The sequence below is a fragment of the Flavihumibacter solisilvae genome (assembly GCF_000814475.1).
Lineage (GTDB): Bacteria > Bacteroidota > Bacteroidia > Chitinophagales > Chitinophagaceae > Flavihumibacter > Flavihumibacter solisilvae.
The window spans coordinates 18,687-33,676 of the sequence record NZ_JSVC01000028.1 but is presented as its reverse complement, the minus strand read 5'-3'; the positions used below and the strand labels follow the sequence as shown (position 1 = coordinate 33,676).

7 protein-coding genes, 1 other RNA gene and 1 pseudogene are annotated in these 14,990 nt (G+C 43.2%); 3 read left to right on the top strand and 6 right to left on the bottom strand.

Going from position 1 to position 14,990, the window contains the following annotated elements; genetic code table 11:
• The 4 genes from OI18_RS24930 to OI18_RS21135 all read right to left on the bottom strand — a co-directional run.
• Positions 1-247: hypothetical protein (locus OI18_RS24930; RefSeq protein WP_039143780.1), on the bottom strand; the 247-nt coding region annotated here is incomplete at its 3' end.
• Positions 248-254: 7 nt separating this feature from the next.
• The gene (locus OI18_RS21145) at positions 255-4,727 is read right to left on the bottom strand and encodes a DUF6443 domain-containing protein (protein WP_039143778.1); all 4,473 of its coding nucleotides are present in this window, start codon (positions 4,725-4,727) and stop codon (positions 255-257) included.
• 23 nt (positions 4,728-4,750) lie between these two features.
• On the bottom strand, positions 4,751-8,641 hold the full coding sequence (locus tag OI18_RS21140; protein WP_039143776.1) for a hypothetical protein: 3,891 nt from the start codon (positions 8,639-8,641) through the stop codon (positions 4,751-4,753).
• Between the two features lie 10 nt (positions 8,642-8,651).
• Entirely contained in the window at positions 8,652-10,085 is a 1,434-nt protein-coding gene (locus OI18_RS21135; RefSeq protein WP_152616911.1) for a hypothetical protein, read from the bottom strand.
• Positions 10,086-10,503: 418 nt separating this feature from the next.
• Between OI18_RS21135 and OI18_RS21130 the strand changes: the two genes are divergently transcribed.
• Both OI18_RS21130 and OI18_RS25045 read left to right on the top strand, forming a co-directional pair.
• A complete protein-coding gene (locus tag OI18_RS21130) occupies positions 10,504-10,725 on the top strand; it encodes a hypothetical protein (protein WP_152616910.1) in 222 nt (73 codons plus the stop codon).
• A 669-nt stretch (positions 10,726-11,394) separates the two neighbouring features.
• The gene (locus OI18_RS25045) at positions 11,395-11,922 is read left to right on the top strand and encodes a F0F1 ATP synthase subunit gamma (protein ID WP_082038076.1); all 528 of its coding nucleotides are present in this window, start codon (positions 11,395-11,397) and stop codon (positions 11,920-11,922) included.
• Positions 11,923-11,953: 31 nt separating this feature from the next.
• Here OI18_RS25045 and OI18_RS25250 read toward each other — a convergent pair.
• Positions 11,954-12,517: pseudogene (locus tag OI18_RS25250) on the bottom strand (phage integrase SAM-like domain and Arm DNA-binding domain-containing protein); the annotation flags it as partial.
• 259 nt (positions 12,518-12,776) lie between these two features.
• Positions 12,777-13,151: a transfer-messenger RNA gene (gene ssrA / locus OI18_RS24335) on the bottom strand.
• A 34-nt stretch (positions 13,152-13,185) separates the two neighbouring features.
• Here ssrA and OI18_RS21110 point away from each other — a divergent pair.
• A complete protein-coding gene (locus OI18_RS21110) occupies positions 13,186-14,985 on the top strand; it encodes a MutS-related protein (RefSeq protein WP_039143765.1) in 1,800 nt (599 codons plus the stop codon).
• Positions 14,986-14,990: the final 5 nt, after the last annotated feature.

The following is a 14,990-nucleotide window of genomic DNA, read 5'->3' as shown; positions in this document are numbered from 1 at the left end:
GGGCATTCATTTTTGCTTGATACACAGTAACTCCTTTATGATCTAAACTTGTCGAAATTCGTGGGTCGTCTGCATTAGTCAAGAGAATATCTGTGTATTTGGCATCTTTTGTCTTTCCGGCTTTTTCACATCCAAGAATAATTTCATCAACTTCCTTACTATTCAACAACCTTTTAATTCTTTTCTCTCGACTACAACTAATTATCAATACAAGCAAAATTGACATGCCCAGTAACCACTTAATCATACAAATTCTATTTTGATTTATAATATGTTACACTTTCTACGATACCACTGTTGACCTGCTGTTTTAAAATATTCTTAAATTCAGTTGGCGACAACGTTGGCCAAGTACCAATAGTTGAAACAATTGTCTGCCCTGCGATAGGCCCAGAACTTGGCAAATATTTTGATTGTTGAAGATTTACGCCTGAATTCAATAATGTAGCGCATGTAACTGTGGTACATTGAAGACCTAATAAATTATACTGCCCAGGATCCATAATGTAGTTCATTAAATTATTTACAATAGTAGAATACTGTTTCTCAGACACTTTCAATGTGATAAAAGTGACCCCATGAGGGGCATATCGTTTGTCAAAACTACTCCGAGATTCTACACGCATATCTCCCCTATCATCTCCCATTAAGTCGCCTGTTGGATAATACCCAAGAACATTATCGCCCACTTGTAAAGCGGTGTGCCCTACATCTTTATTATTAACAGCCTTCCCGTCAACAATTAAAATTATCACCTTTTTCTCCGCCTGACTATTTCCCTTCTTATCTTTTTCTCCATTTTTCTCGTTTCCTTGACCACCATTCTGATCCTGATTATTATTGTTCGAACTTCCTGATCCACTATCATCATCTACATAATCCCAAATACGAATCTTTTTCCCTGACTTATCAACGACATCTACATAATTAACCATTCTCTCCTCATCGTTCACATTTGCATTATTCTGTTGCTCCTGAGGACTCATTCCATCAGGGTCTATAAATCGTTCTGGATTGTTATATGCATAGTTGTAAGGCGACCAGCGTCGCATTTTATCACACAGCGGATCAATTACTCCCCAACGACCAATTTGATGATCGTAATTTCTTGCCCCATAGTCATACCATTCGAGCCCACCTCCATCACTAAACTCTTTCTCCTGTTTTTCCTTGCCATTGTATTCGTATTTGTTGTCCAGTTTCCCCGCTGCCTTGGAACTTATCGCACCCATCTCCAATCCGAACGGATAATAATGCGTCTCTTCTAAAATTGCTCCCGGTGTATGTGTCACATTCAGGTTATCAAAATACACAGGAATATTACTTTCGTTACTCACAAATATATAGATATAACCATTTCTGTTTGCTTTGACGGGAGAAGTAACGAACTGGTTGATGTGGGTGTAAATAGCATTGGTCGAACCTCCAGATCCATTTACAGAAGCGGCATTTGCCTGTCCGGTAAATTTGAACTGGTCATCAAAAAATAGGTAATTTAGGTAGGCCTTTGGACGATCTGAACCCTGGGTCCGATTGTTATTCATTGCCTGGAAAAAACCCATCGGATTAAATCCTTCCATGGCAGGTTGAGTTAGCCCCTTCCCTCCCATCACAGGACTAACGACAAAAGAGGACAGCAACTCGGTCAACGTCAGAACAGTTGTATTAATACCAGAAGTAGTACCACCCGGCAAGGTGTAGATAGACTGAACATGCATTTTTATCTCATCCCCTGCCATTACTTTCAGGATCATAGCCAGCCCTGTCCGGGAACTGTCTTCTCCACCATGAACCTTGTACAAATTATGCTCAAACCGCACAGTATCTGCTCCGTTCACGACAGACTGGGAAATAATTTGAGCCGTCCGGATCTTTGCTATCTGATCTTCGTTTGCGCGGCGTTGTGGCTCTAGAGTTATTGGGATATAACAATTGTCTTCTTTTTGTTCAGTTAAGACACTGCGGGTATTACCCAGGTGGTCCTTAATGAAGTAATCAAAAAGGAACCGGTCATTTTGCGCAGGACAGTTCGAAGTCGTGGCTCTCTCTAATCTTATCCGCCCCTCTTCATGTGTGATAAACTGTAAACGATCGGTATAGTCAAGCGGGTTCAAGCTACTGTTTAGGTAGTCTTTACTCTCATAAATTATACCTGGTAGATATGTAGTAGTGGTAACTACGTCAGAGTAATAGGTTATTCCATTATACACAATCGTATCGTTCTTTTCAGTAACAATTTTTTCATATTTATATCCCGACACTTCATAGGAAAATTCAATTGTACCTTTAACTGTTTCGTTGTCATTTTTTACTGTAATGACCTCTGGAAGGTTGAGAAAATTATAGGTAATCTGACCGATTTTCTTATTCTTATCCTCCAAGAGATTACCATTTTGGTCGTAGACATAGTCATTCCCTGACTTGTTTTTATCATAAAAGTCACCCAGTTTAAAATTCTCCGTCGTTGAATCGGTTACGCTTTGTAATTTGTTGCTGAAGCTCGTACCATAGTCATAGGTCAAATCGTCAATTACCCTGCCAGCATTTTTTACTGTCCAGCCCTTATGTTGCATCCGCTTAATATTACCATTGTAATCATAAGCTTGATCCGGATCGGACCCGCTACCCAGCATAACCCCAAAATTCATGGACAGCGGATCCGAGAAATCGGCTTTCAGCAACCTGTTTGCCGCGTCGTAAGTATAATTGTATTTGCGAACCACCTGGTCTCCTTTGGATTTCCACGTAGTTCCGGCCATATTTCCATTCAATTGCGCCGGACCAAAACTTTGACTACCGGCTTTATCGTAACCCAATTCCATTGCGAAATACCGGTCCAAGGTATCCGTTGTAGCCTTTGTAATGTAATTTTTGTTAACTGATAAAAGCCAGCCACGGATATTGTATTCATAATCCGATATGGCCAAGCTGCCACCCGTGGATTTGGCCCCAAACTGCTTTTTTGTTAGTTGCCCTAAGGCATCATAATTATTTTCCACGGTTGTCTTCCAGGCTGACACTGCAAATGCGTTAACTAATGTACTGGCCAGCCTCTTTTCCGTCTTAGTTGGCCGCCAAAGATCGTCATAAGTCGCCCTTGTCCAAAGTCGATGGCTTTGCGCATTGCGGTTATTGCGGTGGGCTAATACGGATACGGCGACACGACCATTAAAGCAATATAGTGTTGTCAACGTATCGACACCACCTGTAATGTTCCGGGTTCGGGTTTGAACAATACGCCCCTTATCATCATATATCATTGCTGTATAAGTCCAGATGTTGTTCCAAACGCCCGTCTGCCTACCCTGCGTTTGAAACGACTGTGTCAAAGGCTCAGGGTAACTAGCGAGATTTTGGGCTACCAGCTCAGCATCAAAGGCGGTTGTCCTTGTCTTGAAATTAGGATTCAAGTTGGCCGTCCAATCGTAAGTATCATAATAATTGGCAGTATATGCCGAGCCGGATGTGACGACAGGAAATGTCAGGTTCATCGTATACTGCGGTTGAGTAGCCCCGGCAGTAAAATTCTCATGACGGCCCAGCCCTGAACCGTCTACTAAAGCTTGCATATTTGCCTGCCCTGTAGTCGTCGTATTTGTATAAGAGCCTGTTACAATTGGACGATTCTGATTATCGTATTTTGTATATATCCATTGGTTCACACCCCTAAGTCTTCCGTCCTGCGACAATATTATACGATCCCATTTGTCATAAATCATAAAAACCGATTGGGAGCCCGGCACCTGTTTTACGATGAGCCGTTTGCGGGAATCGTACTCATATCGGAATGTTTGCTCTGAAAGTATGTTTGTATTACCGAGGTTCCAACTATTCGACTTCAACCAATCTACACCAACCGGTTGTACAACAGCTCGCAACTGATTTTGATCATCATAAATATAATACGCACACATCCAACCAGCATGTCCCTTACCAGATCCATTATCAGTCGTGCCCGTTAATTGCACTTTACGCAAAATGACTAAATTCTCTTTATCCTTAAAGATTACCAACTGCTTACCATGTTCGTCGACTGTCACACTCTTGGTAAGCTCACCAGGTGCATATATCCCGGAAGTTGTGTAGCTGCCAAAATTTCCTTGGGTTGCATCATTGGTCACGTTCCAGATCCGCACACTATCTGTCGTCGTATTAAACCAGTGCTTTGTCTCAACACCTTTGCCCGCTCCCACCCAACTATCTCCTGCTGGCATAGCAAGTGTTGTTCTGTTCAAGGGAGATTCTTCAAAAACTGACTTGCTATAAAAAAAATCTTCTGACTGACCTTTCAAGGGACCATTGGCATTTGAGGTATTGTAGAACGTCGCCTGTTGATCAAACGGATCCAGTTTAAAATTGCCGTTCAGCGAAGTAGCAGCAAATGGCAGGAACTGATTTCCTTCACGTCCGAATGAGTCATACACCTGTGGCTGCACAAAATCAAACTTGGAAGATGCCCCCGTTATAAAGGAACCTTCCCGAACAACAGTCTGTAAAGGCCGTCCGATTCCATCCAGGTACTGTGTGGTTTGTTTCACTTCTTTAACCGGTCGACTGTTTATCGCATTTGAATCAGTTTGAGGTGATAAAGCCTCCCATGTACGTACGTAGTTTAAGGGGATAGAAGCTGAATAAGGCGCAGGCTTGTACTGTCCATAGACATTATTTACGGACCACACTAGACTGCATACAAGCGCTATAATCCAACAGATATTCTTGCTTGACATATAGGTAATTTCGCAGGTTAAGGTTATTGGGCTTGAACTTGACCATTATATTGATACCAGTATTTCTTCAAAATTCGCTGGTCTTTGTCCCTAATAAATAGCAGTCGACCAAGTGAGTCATATTGAAAGAAACTGCTGATACTGGTTTCGTCAGTCTGACTGGTCATACCAACGGCTGGCTCATACGTGAATGTCTTCATAACTGCTTGAGTTGGATACAATCGCACTTCGTCAATATACCCGGTACCCGTAATCGAAACTGAGGTAACACCTGTGACCTTATGTTCGTAATATTTCCAGCCATTGATTGTTGCTCCACCAATTGGATATCCACTCACCGTACCGGAGATCGTATACGACGCTGACGTATTACGGCTCCAGTAACTGACAAAATAAGTCTGCGTTGATTGAAGGCCAGATCTACCTATTGGACTACTGGCACTCATGTTATATACCTTTTTGCCGGTATGTGGTGTAAAAGTTGTTACCAATCCAGCATTATAAGACCAATTTCCGACCGCATTATCTTCAAATGATGTATATGCAACTTCATTCATTTTCCCGTTACCGATGACCGCTGTCGGGTAGTTGCGCGTTTGATCCCAAATATAAGATTGACTTATACCTGATTTTTCCGTCAACTCAAGCATCGCTCCCTGCTCCATAAGCATATTATCCTCTTCAGCATATCGTGAGTCCTTCATTAAATTGTTGCCACTCACTGAAACCTGAGAAAAACTAGAACTGGAGGTGCGTAAGTTGATCTGCCAGGATTTGTTGGGAAAAACATATACAGGACTTTGGGTGGTATAAGCGTGTTGAATGTAGGTGCCTGTTGTAAGTTTACCACCAGAAAAATCCAACTGTTCTATCATGTTAATTTGGCCTAATCGATTTAATTCGTAAATAGGCTTCAACTCTGTTGTAGCTGCACCGATAGCATTGGAAAGATTGGTCTGAAAAGTATTACCAACTAATGTGAATTTATTCTTCCGCCGCTCGATATAAGTCCGGCGTACAGTCAACAGACCCATTGCACGATCCTTCCGTTTCTCATAGCGGCATTGATCCGTCTGGCAAGTGGGAAACGTACTATTGAAGGTTCCCTCCACGTATCCAACTTCTGAGTTATATAGCTGCACACAACTGGTTAAAGTATCGCAACTCAATGGCATCAAGTCGGCACTATATTTAAGCAAAGTTTTCAGAGTGTCCCCGGTTGATGAAATCTGGATCTGCTGGGTTGGCTGATTATGCCATTTACTACTTATATGAGTAATATTTGTGGTTGTTTGAACCATCCCTCCCGGCATGATGGTTCGCGTAGTGGTGGTAGTTTTAATTTTTTTTGCTGTCTTAATTGTGTATTTAGTGGTTATAATCATGTTTGTGAGGCTTCCTCCTACCCCATTCTCCATCCAATAGTATGGAATGATGGCAGGCGTTAACAACTCATCGTCCAGATAATCCTGTAAATAGTCCATTTCCATAACCGAGTTCCCACTATTATCAAAATGACCTTCATATTTAATATCTCCACGTTTCCAATCTATTGTAGGCGGAGCTTCAGGGTAATCTGGGGTTGCGATGAGACATGAACTGGATATATTAGCATTCTTGTAGGCAATATCATCATGGTTCAGGTCCCATATATCCGAACTGAAATATTTGAATATGCTATAGCCATTTCCCGTTTTCTCAACCTTAACTTCGTTATATCCGATATGCTGTCCCTGGGAATATTCCATTGGCCTTATTGGTGCCGGTGAAATGTAATAACCTCGTGTTGCACCTATATCACAGGTTCTGCATCCGTTCGGACTACATGGATTTGGTTCATAACCAACTACCTGCCCACCACCTCCAATAACGGGGGTAAACATTGCTTCATCATTCTGAATAACCTGCACATAAGTTGGCCGGGCATATAAAACTCCAGACGACTTATTAATTTCACCACTTGTTTTGTAGGTAAATATTGTTTTGATCTCCTTTCCAGGTTGATCAGACACTTTTAACGTGTCAATCCTTAGGCCTCCAACTGTTACATCTGCTTCATATTGATAAGGCACGAGCTCTTTTAATGTACCTGTAAATCCTTCAGTGGATCTACGATTCAATAATGTAACTTGAAAAGTATATTGGCCCGGCGGTACTGTAAAAAATGCAGAACCGGATCGGTTGTTATAATCAACGGTAATGGTTTTAATAGTAGTGGTACCTTGCAAAATCTTTGCACTGGCGATTACCTGTCCTGGAGTAGACTCAGAAGAAGACAAGCTTGCAGTCAGTTTATAATAGTTTGAGCCAATTGAAAATATTGGGCTTGTATAAGTAGTAGCGGAATTGCCAAACCCTAAGGTTGCCGACTGAATTTGAGATTCGTTATACTTCTGATAACTTACCCAGGTATCATGTGGCTCCATCACCAATTCGTGTGTCCCACCTGTTGGATAAGTAATCTTTTTTAACGTTCCTCCCCGCATGGCTGGCCATGCAGGTTCGCGATTTCCCATTGAAACAGAACTGAAATTATCAAGCGTATAAGTGCTGATCAGGTCCTGATTAGCGTCCTGCCCGTTATAAAAACCCCAGTGATCTTGTGCAAATGACAACCGACGAGGTACTTTTTCAGTGTAGTACTCAAATTTGTGTGCAGGTATCTGCAGGGTGCTGTCACATGAATACTCTAGCAGGCTATCAAGTTTTAAACGATATTTATCCGTATTAATGGACAGGAAGGTCAGTTTACTCGAAAGGCTGGTTGAATTATCAACAAAATAGCTTTGTTTCAGCCTAATTTTTTTACATAGTTGGTTATTATTAGACCGGACTTCGATGACGTCAAGAGTCCGAGCTGAGGTATTTATTTCGTCAGTTGGATCAGTCAAGGTGGTGCCTGCCAAATCCTGCCTGAGGGCGCCTCCAATAAAGTTCACTGTACCATTTGACCAGACCATAGAGGACAATCGAAGTCCATTTACAAAGTTCTTAGCTATCCGGTAGAATAGCTTACCCTGTTGCCCCACTTCGTCATTGCGCAATGGATTCATAGACACAGTATGGTAAGCATAGTATTCCTGGGCATAATTAAGTGTGACACTAAACTGGCCATCTGCGGACTGTATTTTATATAGATACCATGAAGAGACAGCCCCGATTTGCGTGAGACCAGCCTGCGCAGTGCTGATGCGCGTTTTTTCAATTGCATCAACATCACCTACAATTGGAGTTGTCCCAAAGAAATATTGCGTTCCATCTGGCGTAGTAAGTTTGAATGATTCTATACTTATGCCAATTGCCGGGCCATTATAGGTATACTCGATTTTGATATCTTGTTCGGGCAATAATATTGGAGTACGATCTTCCCCAAAAATGAACTTACCGGAATACTTCCCAAAACTAAACGTGAACATATCCGGCTCGCCATCAGCCTTTCCGTCTGCAAAGTCTTTTACCGTAGGTTTATTTGCTTCGTTCCCATCCAGGTTAATATAGGTGTGATACCCATAGTCAGTAAAATGTGCTGCCATTCCATTATTTACGGAAACAGCAGACCCTGTCAGTCTCTCATCCGGTATACCTTGCACTGTTCGGGTAATCATACCACCTGCATTCAATGCCCAGCCTGCACCAACCCAGCTCGAAGGCTCGGCAACTTTCAGGCCACCCGCATGGTAACTCAAAGAAATCGGCAACTCAATAGGCCCATCTTTGATTGTGTAAATGGGAATGTTAACCTGTGGAAGCCCGGTGTGATTATTCACTGGAACATCGACAAATTTGCCAAGGGACGCAGCGTTTGGTGAAGCAATGGATACTTCGTTAAAAGGATTTGTCTGACCAATTCCTCGCTGTAAAGAAAATAATAAGCAGCAGGTCAATACAAGATTTAATCGAATGAATAATTTCATAGATAGGTAACTATTTAAATTGATAGCCAATTCTGAACAATAAGGGTTGTGTACGTGGAATTTGCTGTTGCCACAAAAAATCATATAAAAGAGAAGCAGTTCCTCGCGCTTTGCTAACACGGTAACGCTTTTGCACACCCAACAAAGCACTTTGTTGCCACTGGTTAAACGTCTTTAGTATTGTCAGACTTTCAAACCGGGTACGATAATTCCACTCGCCGCCGCCACTTACCCAGAAACTTCCTTTAAGTTTCATGTCGATGAATGTGCGTATGCCCATTCCTTCATGTGTAATTCGAACCTTTCTGATGCTCTCACCCCATCCAACTTTGTAGGATGCCCCTACCCCGATGACGGATTTGTTATTGAGCTTATATCCAAGGCTCAAACCAAGATCAGAGGTTGTTGGGAAATAGCCATTAGCGCGGGTACTTTGATGGTTTGTCCCGACTTCTATACGTTGTATAAACTTCTTTGTCTTTTGCTGATTTGGAGTAAACCCTGGCAAATCGGTGGACTCGCCATTTTGCAACACCCTGTTTAATTGTTCCTTTAGGGAAGACAACTGACTTTGTCCCTGTTGCAAGCCCGACGCAACAGCTTGTTGCGTATTCACACTTCCGCCTAAACGGTTTGTCAAATCCGCCAATACACTCTGTCTGGTCTGCAAGCCCGCAATCAATGTAGCCGGATCCTGATCATCCAATTGACCCGGAAGGCGAAACATGCTCCCCAATTGAGAAAACCTGTCAAAATACTTGCGGAACGCAGGCACTTTACTCAAAACTTCAAGCGCCTTACGTTCCATTATCGCAGGGTTTTCCAAAGCTGCTTTGTACTCATTGAGTTGTTGTTGATAATAAATCGCTTGCTTCTTGTAGCGTGTGAAAGCTCTCCCAACTGGCAATCCCTGCAACTTCTCCTTTAGCAACGCTTTTCTTTGTTGGACCAGCTGCCGAAGCTGTTCGGTCTGAGTAAGTTGTCCATTTAGTTTTCCATATTGACCAACCAGTTGCTTGTATTGATCAGCATTTAGCCCTTTCAATAACTGTTGTTGTTGCATAAATTTCAAAGCTGTAGCCATTGAATCCATTCTACCACTGTATACGTTACTTCCACTAATAATCGTTTGCCCAGGATCACGCGCGAGTTGCAAATAAGATTGATATAGGGAGTCGCTACCAAGATTGATAGATGCTGCAAGTGAACTATCACTTTTCCCAAGCTTTCTTTTTATGCGCTTCTCCTGGCGCAACAGCTTTTGGAAATATCTTTCAGTTTGCCGATCCAATCCCACCTGCACTTTCTGTTGCTGCTCCTGCAGGGAACGATTCAATTTGTCTGGAAATGCAATTAGCCTATCGAGGCGTGTTGTTTCCTGAGCTTGAGTGACGAAGACAAACAAGCAATAGCAAACAGAAAAAATAATAAGTCGATAGCGCATAGAATGACGCTTGGAATGGACAATAAAGTTCCTTTGAGGATAGTAGCACTACCCAATAACAAACACTTGGCAGTCACTAAGCGATGCGCTTAATGATTGTAAATGCTAGTCATAAATTTTAAGAGGAAGTTGTTTATTTGAGGAAGGTGCGCGGTAAATTACTGCCGCTGACCTGTATTCAGGTCTGGTAGAAAAATTCATAAGAGTGAGGTTTTTATCTGCTGAAAGTATAACCCACATACCTATGCGCTACTAATCTATTTACTAATATGAACACAATCTTTGATACTTGCAAATATTTTTTAAATTAAATTTTTCCCCTATCAGTCAAGCCTTAGCGAGGTAAAGCACAAAAACTGATTGCGCTGCATTTGAATTTTTCACTAAAGAGTCTTCAAAGCCAGAAAAGACGTTGTTCTTGGAACAGGGCAAACCTTTCTTATTTCGGGCGGCAAAAGACAAGGGAATAAAACTCGACGGGCTTCGTCCGCTAATTATCGATCTTAATGAAAGTGCAAGTGCTGATGATTGTAGGATTCATGATGAGCGTGACTTCTACAAGGCCCATATTCTTGTAAGAATGTTCGATGATCCGACTATCCAGGATCACATGCTACGTCCCTTCGGACTATTGTATTAAACCGAGCGGGCATATTATGGAAAGGCTGCTGCTATTGAATGCTGCCTGGATACAGGTTTGAATCCTAAAGTCCGGTGGACAAATTTTAATATTGATCAGCAAACCTATCACGGAGCACTTATTGCTAAGGACGAATACAAACGAGAATTTTTGAGTCAACGGACAAAGATAGAAGGCTATGATTATTCAAAAATCACTGAAGTCCTGCGCCTGATTGCCGAAACAGCGATCGATATAAAGTAGAAACCGATGCTATTTAATCTGAATACTGAGGATCTTTTATAAATAACTAATAAAAATCACTTGAGAAAGTGACTGTAACCTTGACGCCGATGCATAACGTGCCAACCCTGCTATGCGGGGTACTGTAATGAAAGGAGGCATTCTCGCGTCTTATACGGATATAGCTTTACAGATTTTGAGCAAAATCAGCCTCAATGCTTGAATCTGGTCTCAAAATATATGATTTGGCTTTGGCGACTGATTTTGAAAATCTACCGTAAGCGGTCACTAGCTGCAAGCGGAAATACCGTATGTAGGGAAGGTATTGAATTGCTTGTTTAGCCTGTGGAATTCCATTTTCGTGTACCCACGGTGTGGGTTTGTGTATGAGCGTGCTTCGAGGCAAACATGTTAGTTTACCTTTGCTGCAAATTTCGAGTATTTACTATGTCAGGAGCACTGAAAGAGGTCCGCAACCGGATCAAATCCGTTCAAAGTACCCAGCAGATCACCAAAGCGATGAAAATGGTAAGTGCAGCGAAGCTGCGCCGGGCACAGGATGCAATCATCCAGATGCGTCCCTATGCCAATAAGCTGCAGGAAATGCTGAGCAATATCGTGAGCAATTCCGAGGGTGAGGTGGGAGGTGTACTGGCTACAGAAAGAGCAGTTGAAAAGGTGCTTTTGATTGTGATTACAAGCGACCGCGGACTTGCCGGAGCATATAATGCGAATATTGTGAAGGCTGCCAAGGCGACAATCAATGAACGTTACAGCCGCCAGTTTGCTAACGGTAATGTATCCATCTGGAATATAGGGAAAAAAGGATATGAAGCGCTTCTGAAGGGTAACTATAACACTGATGCGACGTATAAAGATATTTTCCTCGACCTGCGGTTTGAGACTGTACAGGCATGTGCCCAGGCTGCAGTGAAAGGTTTTGAAGACAGGCAATTTGCAGCCAACCCATTTTAACGCAATGATTGACTATTTTACGAAAGTTAGCGAGATACTTCATAGTGGTGTTGTGATCGCACTTTCGAATACTCTTGAACCAAAATTCAAAATCGTTGATCATTTCATAATTAAGCTCTGTGATAGGAAGGTCGGCCACTTTATACTTCCAGCTAATAAACTCCTTTGTATGTCCAATGGATGTTTTGTAGCGCTTAATGGTTGCTGGTGCAAATTGGGAACCAACAAGTTCATTAAGCCTGTCATTGTGCTCCTGAAAAACTTCCAAAATCATTTTCCGTTTATTGCCCTCCCTGCCAATAAGATGTGCCTTGATATTTGAAGCAGTTACAATTCGACCAACCTCCATCAAACGCCGTTTTGCTTCATAAACCTTGTGTTGACACAAGTCCAAAAAGGCATTAAACTCACGTACATTATCGGTCTTCCCATTCATTCTTCCAGATGAAACGTTCCATTTCGTAGGGTCACATTTTCTTTTTGCACTGATTTCAACATTCTCCCCATCTACAGTTATACGCATATAAACAGTAGGTAATTCCTTTTTGCTTTTTGATTTTCTCAAAAAAAACAGTAGCCCAAAACTCCTTTCCATAACCGAGCTTTTTATGTTTTAAAAATACTTTTGTCACGCCATCAAAAACGCGACAAAATGGCTTATAAATCGTTAATAAATAGCGAGTTACGTTAAGCTTAGTGAGTCCTGGTAATGTTTCACAATGAACTCACTGAATGACTCACTGAACTTTAGCAGTAAAAGCGGGTAAAGTGCTGATAGGCTAAAAAGCAAAAAGCCCGCAAATACTGAGTTTTGCGAGCTTTTTTGACCGTAGTTAACGGCAATTAATTGATAAAAGTGGAGCTGGAGGGAGTCGAACCCTCGTCCAAACATATTCCCCAAAAGCTTTCTACATGCTTATTTGATTATTATTTGTCGGGAATGAACAGGGAATCAACAAACCGATTCATTCCTTAGCTGGATAGTCTTTTGCAACCGTCACAGCCTTCGGTCGCAGCATCCTGTGTTTGTTTTTGAGTCGGCGGCGGAGCTTGGTAACAGGACAACCTGCTCTCGCGGCCCTAATGACTACTTAATCACTGATTAGGCAGCCATGGCATACTGTGTATTGCCATTTGAAGTTTGAATATTCAGATTTACGTGCTAATTATCCAACGCACGACATGCTTACACCTTCAAAGATCTACGCTGTCGAAGCCAATACAGCCCCAGAGAGTGAACTGCAAATATACTAATTTCAGGCCATGAGCACAAGCAACAGGGAAGCATTCTACCTGAAACACGAAGATGAATTAACAAAAGAAAAAGCAAATATCACCCGCCGGAAAAATACAATCGGCTGGACCCGCGTCGGCGTATTTGCACTCGGGCTCTGGGGCGTGGTCACCGTATGGCCTGAGACCGGCAGCGCATTGCTGATCGGAATTGCAGCCATAGCCATCTTTCTTGCGCTGCTGAATTACAGCATGCGATTACAGGACCAGGTCAACATGCTTTCCGCGCTTATCCGCATCCACCAGGAAGAACGGGAAATCGGCAATCATCGTTTCAGTAACCGCTATAACGGTGATAACCTGGCGCCCAGGCAACATGAATACAGTGCGGATCTTGACATCTTCGGTCGCGCATCCCTGTTCCAATACATTCACCGGACAACTAGTGAGCAGGGACACCGGCATTTCGCTTCCTGGCTATTGTCACCTGCACCAAACGCCGCTATCAAAGCAAGGCAAAAAGCTGCACTCGAACTTTCCAATGAACCTGGATGGGGTATTCATTACCAGGCTATCGGTCAGCAGGAACCCGTAGGCCGGAGTATTGAAGAAAAGCTGGGCTTATGGCTTTCCAAAAGCCCTGAATTCTTTCCCAAAACAGGTTGGAAACTTCTCGCAGCCATATTTCCTTTCATCTCGCTGGCATGCCTGGTTATGCATATCGCCGGACTCATGTCAGCACCCTTGTTCTACCTGCTGGTTCTGGTGTTCGTAGTCATCGCCTTCAGCATCACCAAAATGGTGATTCCTCAATACCAGGCCCTGGACAAGATCGTTCCACAACTCAATACCCTTTCCGGAAAACTCAGGTGGATTGAATCCTCTTCCTTCTCCGCTGACCAGCTCGTTACATTAAAGCAGCAGCTGCATCCGGCAGGCAAACCCGCTGCATCAGCATCGATCACCGGGTTAAGGAAGATCCTTGACCGGTTCGACTACCGACTCAACCCGCTGGTCTTCCTGCCACTGAATACTTTCCTGCTTTGGGACCTGAGACAGGTTTTATCGCTGGAAAAATGGAAAAGCGTTCATAGTGCCGATATCGGGAAATGGTTCGAAACAATGGCGGAAATGGAGGCATTAAACAGTATTGGGAGGCTGGCGTTCAACCACCCGGGTTGGACCTTCCCGGTACTTACAGAGGAACAGGGCGATTATTCCGGTGCGTCAATCGGTCACCCGCTTATCCCTGAAAGCACGCGCGTTAACAATGATTTCAGCACATCCGGGAAACCGGCTATCGCGCTGATCACCGGATCTAACATGGCGGGGAAAAGTACCTTCCTGCGGAGTATCGGGGTGAACCAAGTACTTGCCATGTGCGGAGCGCCGGTTTGTGCCAGCACACTAACTGTTTCAAACATGCGGATCATGAGCAGCATGCGGATCGCAGACAACCTTGAGGAAAACGCCTCCACCTTTTATGCCGAGCTCAGCAAACTGAAGTCAATCATCGAGTCCGTCAACCGCTTTGAGCCAGTGTTCCTTCTCCTGGATGAGATCCTTCGCGGCACCAATTCCCACGACCGCCATACCGGTTCCCGCGCACTGGTGATGCAACTGATCCGGCATAATGCCTGCGGCATGCTCGCCACTCATGACCTCGCGCTCACCAGCCTCGTGGAAGACTACCCCAAAGCAATCCGGAATTACCACTTTGATGTGTCCGTCTCCGGTGAAGAGTTGTACTTCGACTACCGGCTCAAGGAAGGCGTTTGCAAGAGCATGAATGCAAGCATTCTTATGAAGAAAATCGGGATAGAGCTTTAGTGCGA

Coding starts and splice junctions, on each gene's coding strand:
- OI18_RS21140 (WP_039143776.1), bottom strand. CDS start 8,641: ATGAAATTATTCATTCGATTAAATCTTGTATTGACCTGCTGCTTATTA.
- OI18_RS21110 (WP_039143765.1), top strand. CDS start 13,186: ATGAGCACAAGCAACAGGGAAGCATTCTACCTGAAACACGAAGATGAA.
- OI18_RS25045 (WP_082038076.1), top strand. CDS start 11,395: ATGTCAGGAGCACTGAAAGAGGTCCGCAACCGGATCAAATCCGTTCAA.
- OI18_RS21135 (WP_152616911.1), bottom strand. CDS start 10,085: ATGCGCTATCGACTTATTATTTTTTCTGTTTGCTATTGCTTGTTTGTC.
- OI18_RS21145 (WP_039143778.1), bottom strand. CDS start 4,727: ATGTCAAGCAAGAATATCTGTTGGATTATAGCGCTTGTATGCAGTCTA.